This is a genomic window from Cellulomonas sp. KRMCY2 (assembly GCF_000526515.1).
Lineage (GTDB): Bacteria > Actinomycetota > Actinomycetes > Actinomycetales > Cellulomonadaceae > Actinotalea.
Window position 1 is genome coordinate 2,019,042 of sequence record NZ_JAGF01000001.1, and the last position, 17,201, is coordinate 2,036,242.

The window sequence follows — 17,201 nt, forward strand, 5'->3', positions numbered from 1 at the left end:
CGACGAGCGAGCCGGACTGACGGACGCAGGAGAGGAAGGAGGAGGGCCATGGGTATCGAGGACGCACCGTCCGGGTTCCTGCTGACCACGATCGAGGACCTGGCGGGCTACTTCCGCAAGGCCTCGCTGTGGCCGGTGACCTTCGGCCTCGCGTGCTGCGCGATCGAGATGATGGCGGCCGGCACCTCGCGGTTCGACCTCTCGCGGTTCGGCATGGAGGTCTTCCGCGCCTCGCCGCGCCAGGCGGACCTGATGATCGTCGCCGGCCGGGTGAGCCAGAAGATGGCGCCGGTCGTCCGGCAGGTCTACGACCAGATGGCCGGACCCAAGTGGGTCCTGTCGATGGGCGTGTGCGCATCGTCCGGCGGGATGTTCAACAACTACGCCATCGTGCAGGGCGTCGACCACATCGTGCCGGTGGACATCTACCTGCCCGGCTGCCCACCCCGGCCCGAGATGCTGATCAACGCGATCCTCACGCTGCACGACCAGATCCAGGCCGAGCCGCTCGGGGTCAACCGCGAGGAGGCCGCCCGGGCTGCCGAGGCGGCTGCGCTCGGCGTGACACCGACCTCCCAGATGAAGGGTCTGCTGCGGTGAGCGACACCCCGAAGACCGACGACGACGCGCCGCAGGAGGCCAAGGACGCCGCTGCGGCGGCCAAGGCCGGCGGCGGCCCGGTCGGCACCGCGGCCTCGGACACCCCGCAGACAGCCGTCGAGGCCGCGCACGAGGCCGGCTCGCAGAACGTGCCCGCCACGACCGACGGCCGCCCCCAGCTCGAGGTCGTCGACGTCCGGACCGGCATGTTCGGTGCCCGCGGCACCGGTGACACCTCCGGGTTCGGCGGCCTGGTCAGCACGATCGCGATGCCCGGCCCGAGCGAGCGGCCCTACGGCGGCTGGTTCGACGAGGTCGTCGACATCCTCGCCGAGGTGCTCACCGAGGGCGGGACCGCGTTCGACACCGCGATCGAGAAGGTCGTCGTCGACCGCGAGGAGCTGACCCTCTTCGTCCGGCGCGAGCACCTGGTCCAGGTGTGTCAGGCACTGCGGGACGACCAGGACCTGCGCTTCGAGCTCGGCCTCGGCGTCTCGGGCGTGCACTACCCGCACGAGACCGGCCGCGAGCTGCACGCCGTCTACCACCTGTTCTCGGTGACCCACGGGCGGTCGCTGCGCCTGGAGGTCGCGGTGCCCGACGGCGATCCGCACATCCCGTCCAGCGTCCGGGTCTACCCGGGCCACGACTGGCACGAGCGGGAGACCTGGGACTTCTTCGGGATCGTCTTCGACGGCCACCCCGGGCTGGCCCGGATCGCGATGCCCGACGACTGGCCCGGTCACCCGCAGCGCAAGGACTACCCGCTCGGCGGGATCCCGGTGGAGTACAAGGGCGCGAGCATCCCGCCGCCCGACGAGCGGAGGTCGTACACCTGATGGCTGAGTCCCAGACCCCCCACGCGAGCCCGTTCGTCGTCGACCCCTCGACGCGGGACGTGCCGAGCTTCGAGGCATCCGGCGGCGACTGGTCCGAGATCGCCGAGGAGGCAGCACGCCTCGGCGAGGAGCGCATCGTCGTCAACATGGGCCCGCAGCACCCGTCGACCCACGGTGTGCTCCGGCTGATGCTCGAGATCGACGGTGAGACGGTGACCGAGGCCCGCTGCGGCGTCGGCTACCTGCACACCGGCATCGAGAAGAACATGGAGTACCGGACCTGGACGCAGGGCACCACGTTCTGCACCCGGATGGACTACCTCGCCCCGCTCTTCCAGGAGACGGCCTACGGCCTGGCCGTCGAGAAGCTGCTCGGCATCACGCAGGACGTCCCGGAGCGGGCGACGGTCATCCGAGTGCTGATGATGGAGCTCAACCGGGTCGCGTCCCACCTCATCGCGCTCGGCACCGGCGGCAACGAGCTCGGCGCCACGACGATCATGACGACAGCGTTCACCGCCCGCGAGGAGATCCTGCGGATCTTCGAGCTCATCACCGGCCTGCGGATGAACCACGCGTACGTGCGCCCCGGCGGCGTCGCCCAGGACATCCCACCCGGTGCGCTCGACACGATCCGCGAGGCCATGGTCAAGGTCCGGGACTACATCCGCCAGCTGACCGACCTGATGCTCGGCAACCCGATCTTCAAGGGTCGCCTGATCGGCGTCGGGCACCTCAGCCTGGCCGGTGCGATGGCCCTGGGCATCACCGGACCGGTGCTGCGCTCGGCGGGCCTGCCGTACGACGTGCGCAAGGCGACGCCGTACTGCGGCTACGAGACGTACGACTTCGACGTGCCGACCTCGACCGACGCCGACTCGTTCTCCCGGGTCGTCCTGCGGGTCGAGGAGTGCTACCAGTCGCTGCGGATCGTCCAGCAGTGCACCGACCGGCTCCAGGCCATGGGGCCGGGCCCGGTGATGGTCGCCGACAAGAAGATCGCCTGGCCGGCACAGCTCGCCATCGGCTCGGACGGCATGGGCAACTCGCTCGACCACATCAAGGAGATCATGGGCACCTCGATGGAGGCCCTGATCCACCACTTCAAGCTCGTCACCGAGGGCTTCCGGGTGCCGGCTGGTCAGGTCTGGCAGCGGGTCGAGGCCCCGCGCGGGGAGCTCGGCGTGCACCTGGTCTCCGACGGCGGGACCAGGCCGTACCGGGCGCACTTCCGCGACCCGTCCTTCAACAACCTGCAGGCGGTCTCCCTGATGTGCGAGGGCGGCCAGGTGGCCGACGTCGTCGTCGCGGTCGCCGGTCTGGATCCCGTCCTGGGAGGGGTGGACCGCTGATGACCACCGGCTACGAGCCCTATGAGGGCGCCAAGCTCGACCGTCTGGTCGCCGATGCGGCGGTCGCCGTCGCCCGGTACCCCGAGCCGCGGTCGGCGCTGCTCCCGCTGCTGCACCTGGTGCAGTCGGAGGACGGCTACGTCAGCCCGGACGGCATCGCCTTCTGCGCGCGGACCCTCGGCATGAGCACGGCGGAGGTCTCGGCCGTCGCGACCTTCTACACGCAGTACAAGCGCCACCCCAACGGCACGTACACCGTCGGCGTGTGCACCAACACGCTGTGCGCCGTGATGGGCGGCGACGCGATCTACGAGGAGCTCTCCGACCATCTCGGCGTCGGGCACGACGAGACGACCACGGACGGCGCCGTCACGCTCGAGCGGATCGAGTGCAACGCGGCCTGCGACTACGCGCCGGTGATGATGGTCAACTGGGAGTTCTTCGACAACCAGACGCCGGACTCGGCCAAGCAGGTCGTCGACCGGCTCCGGTCCGGTGAGCCGGTCGCCCCGACCCGTGGCGCCTCGTCGGTGTGCTCGTTCAAGGCGATGTCGCGCGTGCTGGCCGGGTTCAGCGACGGCCGCGCCGACGAGGGCGTCGGTGCAGGTGGGCCCACCCTGGCCGGTACGGTGCTCGCGCGGGAGAAGGGCTGGACCGCACCCGCGAGGGGTGCCCGGACGACCACCGGCCACGACCCGAGCACGAAGGATGCGTGATGGTGACCCTGACGCCCGTCCTGAGCGCCCACTGGGACGCTGACGCCTCCTGGTCGATGGCGACCTACGAGGCCAACGGTGGCTACACCGGTCTGCGGACCGCGGTGGCCATGGACCCCGCAGCGATCGTGTCCGCGGTCAAGGACTCCGGCCTGCGTGGCCGTGGTGGTGCCGGGTTCCCCACCGGACTGAAGTGGAGCTTCCTGCCGGCCCCCGACGGCGGTCCGCGCTACCTGGTGGTCAACGCGGACGAGTCCGAGCCGGGGACCTGCAAGGACATCCCGCTGATGATGGCCGATCCGCACGCGCTCATCGAGGGCATCGCGATCACCTCGTTCGCGATCGGCTGCCACCACGCCTTCGTCTACGTGCGCGGCGAGGTGCTGCACGTGTACCGGCGGGTCCTGCGCGCGGTCGAGGAGGCCTACGCCAAGGGGTACCTCGGCTCCGACGTGCTCGGCACCGGCTACGACCTCGAGGTCACCGTGCACGCGGGAGCCGGCGCCTACATCTGCGGTGAGGAGACGGCGCTGCTCGACTCCCTCGAGGGCCGTCGGGGGCAGCCGCGCCTCAAGCCGCCGTTCCCCGCCGTCGCCGGTCTGTACGCGCGGCCGACAGTGGTCAACAACGTCGAGTCGATCGCCTCCGTGCCGTCGATCATCACCGGGGGCGTCGACTGGTACCGGTCGATGGGCACCGAGCGGTCGGCCGGTTTCGGCCTGTTCTCGCTGTCCGGTCACGTGCAGCGTCCAGGCCAGTACGAGGCGCCGCTCGGCATCACGCTGCGCGAGCTGCTGGCGATGGCCGGCGGGGTGCGTGCGGGCCACGAGCTGAAGTTCTGGACCCCCGGCGGGTCCTCGACGCCGCTGTTCACCGCCGACCACCTCGACGTGGCGCTGGACTACGAGTCGGTCGGCGCGGCGGGCTCGATGCTCGGCACCCGCGCACTGCAGATCTTCGACGACACCACGTGCGTGGTCCGGGCGATCACCCGCTGGGCCGAGTTCTACGCGCACGAGTCCTGCGGCAAGTGCACGCCCTGCCGTGAGGGCACGTACTGGATGAAGCAGATCCTGGCGCGCATCGAGCACGGCCAGGGCACGATGGAGGACCTCGACACCCTCCTGGACGTGTGCGACAACATCCTCGGCCGGGCGTTCTGCGCCCTGGGCGACGGCGCGACGTCGACCGTCACCTCGGGCATCGCCCTGTTCCGCGCCGAGTTCGAGGCGCACATCACCGGCGGTGGCTGCCCGTTCGACCCGGCGGCCGCAGCCCTGTTCGAGTACACCCCCCGCAACCGGCGTGCCGATGTGCATGCGCTCTCCGGTGTGGCCGCAGGAACGGTGGGAGCATGACGACGACGCAGCCGACGGCGGGCGGGACCCTGCCGACCGTCGCCGACCAGGTCACGTTCACGATCGACGACATCGAGCTCGCCGTCCCCCGGGGCACCCTGGTGATCCGTGCGGCCGAGTCGCTCGGCATCGCCATCCCGCGGTTCTGCGACCACCCCTTGCTCACGCCCGTCGGCGCGTGCCGGCAGTGCCTGGTCGAGGTGGCGACCCCCGACCGTGAGGGCACCGTCCGTCCGATGCCCAAGCCGCAGGCCTCCTGCACGCTCGAGGCGACCCCGGGCATGGTGGTCCGGACCCAGCGCACGTCCGCGGTCGCGGACAAGGCCCAGCACGGCAACCTCGAGCTCCTGCTGATCAACCACCCGCTCGACTGCCCCACCTGCGACAAGGGCGGGGAGTGCCCGCTGCAGAACCAGACGATGAGCAACGCCCACGGGACGAGCCGGTTCCACGACATCAAGCGGACCTTCCCCAAGCCGATCGCGATCTCGACCCAGATCCTGCTCGACCGGGACCGCTGCGTGCTGTGCCAGCGCTGCACCCGGTTCTCGGAGCAGATCGCCGGGGACCCGTTCATCGACCTGCAGCAGCGCGGCATCAAGCAGCAGATCGGTGTCTTCGACCCGAGCGTGCTCGGTTTCGCCGGCGCCGAGCCGGTGCAGGTGTACCGCGGCGCCCAGCCCGACGGGACGCCGATCGGCGCGGCGATCGGGATGCCGGCGCACGACTCGGCCGGCCCGCTCGGCCAGGCCACGCTCGACACCTCGGGTCGGCCCTTCGCGTCGTACTTCTCGGGCAACACCGTGCAGATCTGCCCGGTCGGTGCCCTGACCAGTGCCGCGTACCGGTTCCGGTCCCGACCCTTCGACCTGGTCTCCACCCCGGGCGTCGCCGAGCACGACAGCAACGGTGCCGCGATCCGGATCGACCACCGTCGCGGCGTCGTGATGCGCCGTCTCGCCGGTGACGACCCGGCGGTCAACGAGGAGTGGATCACCGACAAGGACCGGTTCGGCTACACCTGGCAGGCCATGGCGGACCGTCTCACCGTCCCGCTGGTGCGGGACCGCGGCGAGGACGGCAGCCGCGGCGAGCTGCGGCCGGCCAGCTGGGCCGAGGCGCTCGAGGTCGCGGCCGCAGGCCTGACGGCGGCCCGGGCCGCCGGTGGCGTCGGTGTGCTCCCGGGCGGTCGGTCGACGATCGAGGACGCCTACGCCTACCAGAAGTTCGCCCGGGCGGTCCTCGGCACCAACGACGTCGATCACCGCGCACGCCCGCACTCGGCCGAGGAGGAGGCGTTCTGCGCCCACCACGTGGCCGGCTCCCGGATGTCGGTGACCTTCGCCGACCTCGAGCACGCCCCGACGACCCTCCTGGTCGCCTTCGAGCCGGAGGACGAGGGCGGCATCGCCTTCCTGCGGCTGCGCAAGGGCGTCCAGGCGCACCGGAACCGGGTGTTCTCCGTCGCGCCCTTCGCGAGCCGGGCCCTGGCCAGGCTGAACGGCACTCTCCTCCAGGCCGCACCCGGCACCGAGCCCGAGGTCCTCGACGCGCTCGGCTCCCCGCGGCGCGCCGCTGGGAGCGTGCTGGCCGAGGCGGCGGTGGCGCTGCGCAGCGACGCGATCATCCTCGTCGGTGAGCGGCTCGCCACAGTGCCCGGCGGGCTGAGCGCCGTGCTGCGCCTGGCCCGGTCGACAGGCGCGCGCCTGGCCTGGCTGCCGCGCCGCGCAGGTGAGCGTGGCGGCGTCGAGGTCGGCACGCTGCCCGGTCTGCTGCCCGGCGGTCGTCCGGTCGCCGATCCGGCGGCCCGGGTGGACGTCGCAGCGGCGTGGGACGTCGAGCGGCTGCCCGATGCGCCCGGCCGGGACACCTCGCAGATGATCGCGGCCGCGATCGACGGGACCCTCGGCGGGCTCGTCGTCGGCGGCGTCGACCCGATGGACCTGCCCGATCCCACGGCCGCCCTCACGGCTCTCGTCGACGTCGGCTTCCTGGTCAGCCTCGAGGTCCGCGCCTCGGTGGTCACCGAGCTCGCCGACGTCGTGCTGCCGGTCGCCCCGCCGGTCGAGAAGCCGGGGACGTTCCTCAACTGGGAGGGCCGCCCGCGGCCGTTCCCGCAGGCACTGACCTCCACCGCGATGGCGGACCATCGCGTGCTGGACGCCCTCGCCGACGCCCTCGGTGCACCGCTCGGGCTCCGCACGCTCGCCCAGGTGCACGCCGAGATCGACGCGCTCGGTGCGTGGGACGGTGCACGGGGCGCGGCGCCGTCGGTCACCGCTGTCGAGCCGCCGGCGGTCGGCGACGGCCAGGCGGTACTGGCCACCTGGCACCAGCTGCTGGACGCCGGTCGGTGCCAGGACGGCGAGGCCTTCCTGGCCGGAACCGCCGAGCGGCCCGTCGCCCGGGCGTCCGTTGAGCTCGCCACCCGGCTCGGTCTGGCGACCGGTGGCCGCATCACCGTGCGCACCGAGGCCGGTCAGGTCACCCTGCCGCTCGTGGTGACGTCGATGCCGGACGGCGTGGTGTGGGTCCCGACGGCGTCGGTCGGCTCGATGGTGCGCTCGACCCTCCGGGTCGACGCGGGCTCGGTCGTCGACGTCCTCGCCGCAGCCGAGCCGACGGACGTGCAGGTGCCCGACGAACGACCCGCCGATGAGGGAGAGGGGCTGTGATGGCCGTGCTCAACGCGTTCGTGCTGGCTCAGGCCGCCGATGCGGCCGACGTGCCGGGCGCCGACTTCAGCAACGACACCGGCTGGATCATCCTGATCAAGGCTGTCGGCGTGATCGTCTTCCTGCTGGTCAGTGTGCTGATGGCGATCTGGTTCGAGCGCAAGGTCGTCGCCCGCATGCAGATCCGGCCCGGGCCCAACGTGCACGGTCCGTTCGGTCTGCTGCAGTCCATCTCCGACGCGATGAAGCTCCTGCTCAAGGAGGACATCAACGTCAAGGCGGCGGACAAGGTCGTCTACATCGTCGCGCCGATGATCTCCGTGTTCTGCGCGTTGCTGACGTTCGCGGTCATCCCGCTCGGACCGGAGGTCTCGATCTTCGGCGTGGTCACACCGCTGCAGCTGACCGACTTCCCGGTCGCTGTGCTGTACATCCTGGCGGCGACGTCGGTCGGCGTGTACGGCATCGTGCTGGGCGGCTGGTCCTCGGGCTCGACCTACCCGCTGCTGGGTGCGGTGCGCTCCACCGCGCAGGTGATCAGCTACGAGCTCGCCATGGGCCTGTCCCTGGTGAGCGTCTTCGTCCTGGCCGGGACGATGTCCACCTCGCAGATCGTCGAGTCGCAGGCGGAGGTGTGGTGGGTGTTCCCGCTGCTGCCCGCCTTCGTCATCTACTTCATCTCGATGGTCGGCGAGGTCAACCGGCTGCCGTTCGACCTGCCGGAGGCCGAGGGCGAGCTCGTCTCGGGGTTCATGACCGAGTACTCCTCGATGAAGTTCGCCTGGTTCTTCCTTGCCGAGTACATCAACATGCTCAACGTCTCCGCGGTGGCCACGACGCTCTTCTTCGGCGGCTGGCGGGCGCCCTTCGGCCTGCACCTGGTCAACGACGGGATGTTCAACGAGGGCTGGTGGCCGCTGCTCTGGTTCCTGGCCAAGCTGTGGTTCTTCATGTTCCTGTTCGTCTGGATCCGCGGCACGCTGCTGCGCTTCCGCTACGACCAGTTCATGAAGTTCGGCTGGAAGGTGCTCATCCCGGCCGCGCTGGCCTGGATCGTGTGCGTCTCGGTCGTGCAGGGGGTCCTGCAGTTCACCGACGTCAACCTGCGGAGCATGCTCATCGGCCTGGGTGTCCTGGCGCTGGTCGGGGTCGCGGTCTCGTTCCTGATACCTGAGAAGAAGCCCGAGCCGGTCGACCCGTCGGCCGGCGCGACCGAGCCGTTCGACGCGTTCGCGGGCGGTTACCCCGTCCCGCCCCTGCCCGGGCAGACCCTGCCGCTGTCACCGCGCCGGGCGCGGGCGCAGGCGCAGCAGTCCGCGTCGGCGCAGGCCGCGACCGCGACGCTCGAGAGCGGCACGGACGAGCCGTCCGACGTCGAGGAGGAGAAGCCCCGTGGCTGACAAGGACATCACCCGGCGCGAGGGCGCCGGCGAGGTCGCCGCCGGCGGCGGGCCCCGGTACGAGTCGCTGATCGAGCCCAAGTCGGCGCTCGGCGAGCTGCTGTCCCCGGTGGCCGGCTTCGGCGTGACCATCTCCTCGATGTTCAAGCCGACGGTCACCGAGCAGTACCCGTTCGAGAAGGTGCCGACCAAGCCGCGCTACCACGGCCGTCACCAGCTCAACCGGTACCCGGACGGCCTCGAGAAGTGCATCGGCTGCGAGCTGTGCGCGTGGGCCTGCCCGGCCGACGCGATCTACGTCGAGGGCGCGGACAACACGCCCGACGCCCAGTTCTCGCCCGGTGAGCGGTACGGCCGCGTCTACCAGATCAACTACCTGCGCTGCATCTTCTGCGGGCTGTGCATCGAGGCGTGCCCGACCCGCGCCCTGACGATGACGAACGAGTTCGAGCTCGCGAGCCCGACCCGCAGCGCGATGATCTTCGAGAAGCAGGACCTCCTCGCGCCGCTCGCGGACGGCATGCTCGCGGCCCCGCACCCGATGGTGCCGGGCACCGAGGACACCGACTACTACCGCGGATCGGTCTCCGGACCGGCCCCCGAGCAGGTCGACTGGGTCGCGCGGTGGCGCCCGGAGGACCCGTCCCTCGCCACGGTCACGACCGCGCGCCGTACCGGTGAGGCGGCCCGATGAGCGCCGCCCTGCTGGCCGGCCTGGCCGCGACGATCGCCGAGACCGGCGAGACCTCCAACAGCGAGGCGGTGCTCTTCTGGTTCCTCGCGCCGGTCATGGTGCTCGCCGCGCTCGGGCTGCTGTTCGCCCGCAAGACCGTGCACGCGGCGATGAGCATCGTGGTGGTGATGATCTCGCTGGCGATCCTCTACGTCGCACAGGAGGCGCCGTTCCTCGGCGTCGTGCAGGTGATCGTCTACACCGGCGCGGTGATGATGCTCTTCCTCTTCGTCCTGATGCTCGTCGGCGTCGACTCCTCCGACTCCCTGGTGGAGACGATCACCGGGCAGCGCTGGATCGGCGCCCTGCTCGGCATCGGCCTGGCCGTCGTGCTCGTCGGCGTCGTGCTCACCGCGGCCGACATCACCCCCGTGGGGCTCGCGGCCGCCAACGTCGACGGCAACCCGGTCGGCGTCGCGCGGGTCATCTTCGGCGACCACGTGTTCGCCCTCGAGGCCGTCGGGACGCTGCTGGTCACGGCGGCGCTCGGCGCCCTGGTGCTCACGCACCGCCAGCGGCTGACCAAGCTCCGCGGCCAGCGGGAGCGTGCCGACGCGCGCGTCGCGGGCGGCGGGACGCTCACGCCGCTGCCGGCACCCGGCGTCTACGCACGCAGCAACGCGATGGACGTCCCGGCCCTCGGTCCGGACGGCTACCCGCTCGAGTCCTCGGTGCCGCGCGTGCTGCGCAGCCGTGGTCAGGAACGCTCGGTCGCCGAGGTCCATGCGGAGATCGGCGACGCGGGCACCGGGTCCACACCACCGCGACGTGCCATCACGGGTGAGGAGCCGGTCCGATGAACCTGAGCAACTACCTGGTGCTCTCGAGCCTGCTGTTCACCATCGGTGCGTCGGCCGTGCTGCTGCGCCGCAACGCGATCGTCGTGTTCATGGGGATCGAGCTGATGCTCAACGCGGCCAACCTGGCCTTCGTGACCTTCGCGCGGATCCACGGTGACCTCAGCGGTCAGGTGATGGCGTTCTTCGTCATGGTCGTGGCCGCCGCCGAGGTCGTCATCGGACTGGCCATCATCGTCGCGATCTACCGCACCCGCCGCTCCGCCTCGGTGGACGACGTCAACCTGTTGAAGAGCTAGGGAGCGCACGACGGTGATCACGACTGCTCTTGCTGCCCTGCCGACGGAGGTCGACGGCATCGCCACGGCCGTCCCGGCGACGGGCGCCCTGACCGCCGCCTGGCTGCTGGTCGCCCTGCCGCTGCTCGGCGCTGCCATCCTGCTGCTGATCGGTCGGCGCGGCGACGCGTGGGGCCACTGGCTCGGTGTGGCGGCCTCAGGGGCGGCCTTCGTCGTCGGCGCGGTGCTGTGGCTCGTGACCCTTGCGGCGCCGGCCGGTGAACGGGTCGCCGACCTGCACCTGTTCACCTGGATCCCGGCCGGCGCGTTCGACCTGGACGCCGGACTGCGGATCGACCCGCTCTCGCTGACCTTCGTGCTCCTGGTGACCTTCGTCGGCACGCTCATCCACGTGTACGCGGTCGCGTACATGGAGCACGACGTGGACCGCAGGCGGTTCTTCGCGTACCTGAACATCTTCGTCGCGGCGATGCTGCTGCTCGTCCTGGCCGACAGCTACGTGCTGCTCTTCGTCGGCTGGGAGGGTGTGGGCCTCGCGTCGTACCTCTTGATCGGCTTCTGGAACCACGAGCTGCCCAACGCGGTCGCCGCGAAGAAGGCGTTCGTGGTCAACCGGGTCGGCGACATGGGCATGCTCGTCGCGGTCATGATCTTCTTCGCGGCCTTCGGTGCCACCGACTTCGAGACGGTCTTCGCTCTGGCCGACGGCGCGGACGAGGCGCTGCTGACCGCGGCCGGGCTGATGCTGCTGCTCGCAGCCACCGGGAAGTCGGCGCAGTTCCCGCTGCAGTCCTGGCTGGGTGACGCGATGGCCGGCCCGACGCCGGTCTCGGCGCTCATCCACGCCGCGACCATGGTCACCGCCGGCGTCTACCTGGTCGTGCGGTCCGCGCCGGTCTACGCCGGGGCGCCGGTCGCCCTGCTCGTCGTGGCGATCATCGGTGCGATCACGTTGCTGTTCGGTGCGATCGTCGGTTGCGCGAAGGACGACATCAAGAAGACGCTCGCAGCCTCGACGATGTCCCAGATCGGCTACATGATGCTGGCCGCGGGCCTGGGCCCGATCGGCTACGCGTTCGCGATCTTCCACCTGGTCACGCACGGCTTCTTCAAGGCCGGCATGTTCCTCGGCGCGGGCTCGGTGATGCACGGCATGGGCGACCAGGTCGACATGCGGCGCTTCGGTGGCCTGTCGCGGTACATGAAGGTCACCTGGATCACGTTCGGTCTGGGCTGGCTGGCGATCCTCGGCGTCCCGCCGTTCTCCGGCTTCTGGAGCAAGGACAAGATCATCGAGTCCGCGTTCGCCACCGCCGGCGGCGAGGGCTGGCAGCCGTGGCTCCTGGGCTCGGTCGCCCTGGTCGGCGCCGGCATCACGGCCTTCTACATGTCGCGGCTGTTCTTCATGACCTTCCACGGCGACCGGCGGTGGAGCGACGGGCACGGCGGCGGCGCCCCGGACGGGCCCGTGCAGCACCCGCACGAGCCCTCGGGCCTGATGACCTGGCCGATGATCGTGCTGGCGGCCGGTTCGGTGGCCCTCGGCCTCGTGCTCGCGGTCGGCAACGCGTTCACGACCTGGCTCGAGCCGGTGACCGGCCACACCGAGCACCACGAGCCGGTGATCCCGGTCCCGCTGATCATGGCTCTGACCCTGATCCTGGTGGCCGCCGGGGCGTTCCTGGCCTGGCGTCAGTACGCGGCCTCACCGGTGGCGGTCATCGCCCCGCGCGGCTCCGTGCTCACCCGGGCCGCCCGCAAGGACCTGTACCAGGACGACGTGAATGAGGGACTTCTGATGCACCCCGGCCAGTACCTGACCCGGTCGCTCGTCTACGGCGACCGGCAGGTGGTCGACGGCGCCGCCACCGGCATCGCGCGGCTCGTCGCCGGCTCCGGCGAGGTCGTCCGCAAGCTGCAGAACGGATTCGTCCGCTCCTACGCAGCCACCATGGTTGCCGGGTTCGTCGTCCTCGCGGCGATCGCCCTGGCGTTCCGGATCTGAGGGGAAGACCCAGATGCTCGATCAGACCTTCCCCTGGCTGACCACGATGATCGTGGTCCCGCTGGTCGGTGCCGGCATCGTGTGGGCGCTGCCCCGGTCGGCCCACCGGTTCGCCCGGCCGATCGCCGTCGGGGTGTCCCTGCTGGTGCTGCTGCTCGGCATCCTCGCGGCGCTCGACTTCGACACGGCGGCAGCGGGGACCCACCAGCTCATCGACACGAAGGCCTGGATCCCGGCCTTCGGCGTCTCCTACGCGGTCGGTGTCGACGGTGTCGGTCTGGCGCTCGTGCTGCTCTCGGTGCTCCTGGTGCCGCTGGTGCTGCTTGCCGCGTGGCGTGAGCACCCCGACGCGGGGGTGGTCGCGGTCGCGGAATCCGGCGACCACGCCGCAGTGGTCGCGGGGGTCGCCGGGCCCGGCGCGGTGGGCGGCAACCGGATCCGGCACTACATGGCGCTGGTCCTGGTGCTCGAGGCGTTCATCGTCGCGGTGTTCTCCGCACGGGACGTGTTCCTCTTCTACGTCCTGTTCGAGGCCATGCTCATCCCGGTCTACTTCATGATCGGGGCCTTCGGCGGGCTGCAGCGGCGCTATGCCGCGGTCAAGTTCCTGCTCTTCTCGCTGGCCGGCGGACTGGTCATGCTCGCGGGTGTGATCGCGCTGTACCTGCAGGGCCCGGGCGGACCTGACGGCTTCATGATCGACAAGCTCGTCGGTCTCGACCTGCCGGTGACGACCGAGCGGCTGATCTTCCTGGCCTTCTTCCTCGCGTTCGCGATCAAGGCCCCGATGTGGCCGGTCCACACCTGGCTGCCCGACGCGGCGGAGCAGGCCCCGGCCGGTACCTCGGTGCTCCTGGTCGGGGTCCTGGACAAGGTCGGCACCTTCGGGATGCTCACGCTGTGCCTCCCGCTGTTCCCCGAGGCGTCCCGGTGGGCAGCGCCCGTGATCATCGTGCTCGCCGTGATCTCGATCCTGTACGGCGCCCTGCTGGCCATCGGCCAGGAGGACCTCATGCGGCTGATCGCCTACACCTCGGTGAGCCACTTCGGCTTCATCGTGCTGGGAATCTTCGCCTTCACCTCGGTCAGCGTGCAGGGTGCCTCCCTCTACATGGTCAACCACGGCCTGTCGACCGGCGCCCTGTTCCTGGTGGCCGGCTTCCTGGTGACCAGGCGGGGCTCGCAGCGGATCGCCGACTTCGGCGGCCTGCAGAAGGTCGTCCCGGTCCTGGCCGGCACGTTCCTGGTCGCCGGTCTGTCGGCGCTCTCGCTGCCCGGCCTGTCGCCCTTCGTCAGCGAGCTCCTGGTGCTGGTCGGGACCTTCGGCGCGAACAAGCCCGCCGCGGTCGTCGCCACGTTCGCGGTCGTGCTCGCGGCGCTGTACATCCTGCTCGCCTACCAGCGGATCTTCACCGGTCCGGTGCGCGACGGCCTGGCGACCATGCCGGACCTGTCGAACCGGGAGCGCTGGGTCGTCGGACCGCTGATCGCCGCGATGCTCGTGCTCGGGTTCTACCCGGCGCCCGCGCTCGACCTGGTCCGTGAGCCCGCCTCGGTGACCCTGACCCAGGTCGGTGTCGACGACGTCGTGCCCACCCACGCCGACCCGGCGGCCGGTGCCAGTACCTCCGAGGACGGGAGCGACCAGTGACACCGGCCTTCGTGGCGCCCGAGATCCCGTGGGCGTACCTCGCACCGGTGGCCGTCGTGCTCATCGCCGGGGTGCTCGGGGTGCTCGTCGAGGCGTTCGCACCCCAGCGGCTGCGCCGGCCCGTGCAGCTCAGCCTCGCCCTGGCCTCCACGGCGGGCGCCGTGATCGCCGTGGCCGCCCTGTGGTCCGACGTCGCCGCCAGTGGTGGGACGGTCGTGCTCAACGGTTCGATGATCATCGACGGTCCGGCGCTGGTGCTGCAGGGCACCGTCGCGGGGCTCGGCCTGATCGCGCTGCTTGTGATCGCCGACCGCACCGACTCCGGCGAGGACGCCTTCGCGCCGTCGGCCTCCGCCGTCCCCGGCTCGGACTACGAGGAGCTCGCGCGGCGCAAGGGCCTGGCCCAGACCGAGGTCTACCCGCTGACCCTGTTCGCCATCGGCGGCATGATGATCTTCCCGGCCGCCGGTGACCTGCTGACCCTGTTCGTCGCGCTCGAGGTGCTCTCGCTGCCGCTGTACCTGCTGTCCGGGATGGCGCGCCGTCGCCGCCTGCTCAGCCAGGAGGCGTCGATGAAGTACTTCCTGCTCGGCGCGTTCGCCTCGGCGTTCTTCCTGTTCGGCACGGCACTGCTCTACGGCTTCGCCGGGTCCCTGCGGCTCTCCGAGATCGGTGCCGCGATCGGCACCGTCGTCGGCCTCGACCCGCTGCTGATCGGTGGGGTCGTCCTGGTGCTGGTCGGACTGCTGTTCAAGGTCGGCGCGGTGCCCTTCCACTCGTGGACGCCGGACGTCTACCAGGGCGCCCCGACGCCGATCACCGGCTTCATGGCCGCGTGCACCAAGATCGCTGCATTCGGCGCGATCCTGCGCTTCGTCTACGTCGTGCTGCCGCCGCTCGAGTGGGACGTGATCCCGCTGCTCTCGGCGGTCGCCGTCCTGACGATGGTCGTCGGGACGGTCGTGGCGATCGTGCAGACCGACGTCAAGCGGATGCTCGCGTACTCCTCGATCGCGCACGCCGGCTTCATCCTGGTCGGCGTCGTCGCCCTGACCCAGGCCGGCATCTCCGCCGTCCTGTTCTACCTGCTGGCCTACGGGCTGGCCACGATCGGCGCGTTCGCCATCGTCTCGCTCGTCCGTGAGGTCAACGCCGGGCCGGGCGGTGTGGTGGTCGCCGAGGCGACGCACCTGTCCCAGTGGTCAGGACTCGGTCAGCGCCACCCGTTGCTGGCCGGTTCGTTCGCGCTCTTCCTGCTCTCGTTCGCCGGCATCCCGTTGACGGCCGGCTTCATCGGGAAGTTCGCCGTCTTCTCCGCCGCCGTCGAGGGCGGTCTGACCTGGCTCGTCGTCGTCGGTGTCGTGGTCTCGGCCGCCTCGGTGTTCTTCTACGTGCGGCTCATCGTCCTGATGTTCTTCACCGATCCGGTGGGTACGCCGGGGGAGTCGACGACAGTCGTCCGCTCCGAGGGCTTCACCACCGTCGCCATCGCGCTGGGCGTGCTGGCGACCGTCGCACTCGGCGTGCTGCCCTCGCCGCTGCTCGACCTGCTCGCGGACGCCGCGAAGTTCATCCCGTGACGTCGGCCCCCTTCCCGCTGGCAGACCCCGAGCTCGCCGACCTGCTGGCGGGCCGCCTCGCCCTGGTCGAGGAGCGGCTGCGCGACGCCGTCGCGCACACCGACCTGCTCGCCGACGCGACCTCGCGGCACCTGGTGAACGCCGGCGGCAAGCGGCTGCGACCGATGCTCGCCCTGCTCGCCGCCCAGCTCGGCGAGGGTCAGCGCCCCGAGGTCGTCGACGCGGCAGTCGTCGTCGAGCTCACGCACCTGGCCACGCTCTACCACGACGACGTGATGGACTCCGCACCCGTGCGCCGCGGTGCGCCGTCCGCGCACTCGGTGTGGGGCAACCACGTCGCGATCCTCACCGGTGACCTGCTCTTCGCGCGGGCGTCGGGCATCGTCGCGGGCCTGGGTCCGGACGCGGTGCGGATCCAGGCGGCCACCTTCGAGCGGCTCTGCCTCGGCCAGCTGCACGAGACCGTCGGACCCGCGGCGGACGCCGATCCGGTCGAGCACTACCTGCAGGTCCTGTCGGACAAGACGGGTTCGCTGATCGCGACGTCGGCCCGGTTCGGTGCGATGTTCGCCGGCTGCCGGCCGGCCGTCGTGGCGACCCTCGCGGAGTACGGCGAGCGGGTCGGTGTCGCCTTCCAGCTCGCCGACGACGTCATCGACCTGACCTCGGACGGTGCGCAGACCGGCAAGACGCCGGGCACCGACCTGCGCGAGCGCGTCCCGACCATGCCTGCGCTGCTGCTGCGGGCCAAGGCCGCGGGGCCGGATGCCACGCAGGGCGACCGCGAGCTCGTCGCCCTGCTCGACTCCGACCTGACCAGCGACGCCGCGCTCGCGCAGGCGGTCGCCGGCCTGCGTCGCCACGCGGTCGTCGCCCAGACCCAGGAGCTCGCCGTGGCGTGGGCCCACCGGGCCGTCTCGGCGCTCGACGGGCTGCCGGACGGGCCGGTCAAGGACGCCCTCGTCGCCTTCACCGACGCCCTGGTCGACCGGGCGTCCTGAACGACCGGGGATCCAGGTCCTGGAGTCCCGCCCGGCGCGCCCGCGGCACTCGGTACCCTTGCGCCGTGCCGGTCGTCGGCCGGTCGTCGGCCGGTCACCGGCCGGTCATCGTGCCGTTCGCCCCGTCACCCGGGGAACGAGCGCCTGAGCACTCCTGACTCTCGGTCCCGGGCTCATGTCTGGGTGGTTTTGCGC

The 17,201-nt window shown here is 71.1% G+C and carries 14 protein-coding genes; all 14 read left to right on the plus strand.

The annotated features are described in order from the left end of the window. Positions 1–48 precede the first annotated feature (48 nt). The 14 genes from K415_RS0109825 to K415_RS0109890 all read left to right on the plus strand — a co-directional run bounded on the left by K415_RS0109825 (position 49) and on the right by K415_RS0109890 (position 17,006). Positions 49–600, plus strand: a complete 552-nt coding sequence (locus K415_RS0109825; protein WP_024286882.1) for an NADH-quinone oxidoreductase subunit B family protein — start codon at positions 49–51, stop codon at positions 598–600. Then, the gene (locus K415_RS21720) at positions 597–1,439 is read left to right on the plus strand and encodes an NADH-quinone oxidoreductase subunit C (RefSeq protein ID WP_024286883.1); all 843 of its coding nucleotides are present in this window, start codon (positions 597–599) and stop codon (positions 1,437–1,439) included. Before K415_RS0109825 ends, K415_RS21720 begins: the two co-directional genes overlap by 4 nt. Then, positions 1,439–2,791 (plus strand): NADH-quinone oxidoreductase subunit D, encoded by a 1,353-nt coding sequence (locus K415_RS0109835; protein WP_024286884.1) that lies wholly within the window; start codon positions 1,439–1,441, stop codon positions 2,789–2,791. Before K415_RS21720 ends, K415_RS0109835 begins: the two co-directional genes overlap by 1 nt. Further along, entirely contained in the window at positions 2,791–3,507 is a 717-nt protein-coding gene (gene nuoE / locus K415_RS0109840; RefSeq protein WP_081784969.1) for an NADH-quinone oxidoreductase subunit NuoE, read from the plus strand. The genes K415_RS0109835 and nuoE overlap by 1 nt, the downstream gene beginning before the upstream one ends. After that, positions 3,504–4,865: an NADH-quinone oxidoreductase subunit NuoF gene (nuoF, locus tag K415_RS0109845; protein WP_155859424.1), complete on the plus strand. Its 1,362-nt coding sequence runs from the start codon at positions 3,504–3,506 to the stop codon at positions 4,863–4,865. Before nuoE ends, nuoF begins: the two co-directional genes overlap by 4 nt. Next, the gene (locus K415_RS0109850; RefSeq protein WP_024286886.1) at positions 4,862–7,540 is read left to right on the plus strand and encodes an NADH-quinone oxidoreductase subunit G; all 2,679 of its coding nucleotides are present in this window, start codon (positions 4,862–4,864) and stop codon (positions 7,538–7,540) included. The genes nuoF and K415_RS0109850 overlap by 4 nt, the downstream gene beginning before the upstream one ends. Then, positions 7,540–8,940, plus strand: coding sequence for an NADH-quinone oxidoreductase subunit NuoH (gene nuoH / locus K415_RS0109855; protein WP_051480496.1), 1,401 nt, complete (start codon positions 7,540–7,542; stop codon positions 8,938–8,940). Before K415_RS0109850 ends, nuoH begins: the two co-directional genes overlap by 1 nt. Before the next feature lie 67 nt (positions 8,941–9,007). Beyond that, positions 9,008–9,634: an NADH-quinone oxidoreductase subunit NuoI gene (nuoI, locus tag K415_RS0109860; protein WP_231494984.1), complete on the plus strand. Its 627-nt coding sequence runs from the start codon at positions 9,008–9,010 to the stop codon at positions 9,632–9,634. Next, positions 9,631–10,473, plus strand: a complete 843-nt coding sequence (locus K415_RS0109865) for an NADH-quinone oxidoreductase subunit J (RefSeq protein ID WP_024286889.1) — start codon at positions 9,631–9,633, stop codon at positions 10,471–10,473. Before nuoI ends, K415_RS0109865 begins: the two co-directional genes overlap by 4 nt. Next, positions 10,470–10,769: an NADH-quinone oxidoreductase subunit NuoK gene (gene nuoK / locus K415_RS0109870; protein WP_024286890.1), complete on the plus strand. Its 300-nt coding sequence runs from the start codon at positions 10,470–10,472 to the stop codon at positions 10,767–10,769. The genes K415_RS0109865 and nuoK overlap by 4 nt, the downstream gene beginning before the upstream one ends. Positions 10,770–10,806: 37 nt before the next feature. Then, positions 10,807–12,774, plus strand: a complete 1,968-nt coding sequence (gene nuoL, locus K415_RS0109875; RefSeq protein WP_369795278.1) for an NADH-quinone oxidoreductase subunit L — start codon at positions 10,807–10,809, stop codon at positions 12,772–12,774. Positions 12,775–12,787: 13 nt separating this feature from the next. Then, complete coding sequence (locus K415_RS0109880) at positions 12,788–14,425, plus strand: NADH-quinone oxidoreductase subunit M (protein WP_024286892.1); 1,638 nt, start codon at positions 12,788–12,790, stop codon at positions 14,423–14,425. Next, complete coding sequence (gene nuoN / locus K415_RS0109885) at positions 14,422–16,005, plus strand: NADH-quinone oxidoreductase subunit NuoN (protein WP_029663532.1); 1,584 nt, start codon at positions 14,422–14,424, stop codon at positions 16,003–16,005. The genes K415_RS0109880 and nuoN overlap by 4 nt, the downstream gene beginning before the upstream one ends. Next, positions 16,002–17,006 carry a polyprenyl synthetase family protein gene (locus tag K415_RS0109890; protein ID WP_024286894.1) on the plus strand — a complete coding sequence of 335 codons (1,005 nt, stop codon included), beginning with the start codon at positions 16,002–16,004 and terminating at the stop codon, positions 17,004–17,006. The genes nuoN and K415_RS0109890 overlap by 4 nt, the downstream gene beginning before the upstream one ends. Positions 17,007–17,201 lie beyond the last annotated feature (195 nt).

Coding starts and splice junctions, on each gene's coding strand:
- nuoE (WP_081784969.1), top strand. CDS start 2,791: ATGACCACCGGCTACGAGCCCTATGAGGGCGCCAAGCTCGACCGTCTG.
- nuoK (WP_024286890.1), top strand. CDS start 10,470: ATGAACCTGAGCAACTACCTGGTGCTCTCGAGCCTGCTGTTCACCATC.
- K415_RS0109865 (WP_024286889.1), top strand. CDS start 9,631: ATGAGCGCCGCCCTGCTGGCCGGCCTGGCCGCGACGATCGCCGAGACC.
- K415_RS0109880 (WP_024286892.1), top strand. CDS start 12,788: ATGCTCGATCAGACCTTCCCCTGGCTGACCACGATGATCGTGGTCCCG.
- K415_RS0109825 (WP_024286882.1), top strand. CDS start 49: ATGGGTATCGAGGACGCACCGTCCGGGTTCCTGCTGACCACGATCGAG.
- K415_RS0109835 (WP_024286884.1), top strand. CDS start 1,439: ATGGCTGAGTCCCAGACCCCCCACGCGAGCCCGTTCGTCGTCGACCCC.
- K415_RS0109850 (WP_024286886.1), top strand. CDS start 4,862: ATGACGACGACGCAGCCGACGGCGGGCGGGACCCTGCCGACCGTCGCC.
- nuoH (WP_051480496.1), top strand. CDS start 7,540: ATGGCCGTGCTCAACGCGTTCGTGCTGGCTCAGGCCGCCGATGCGGCC.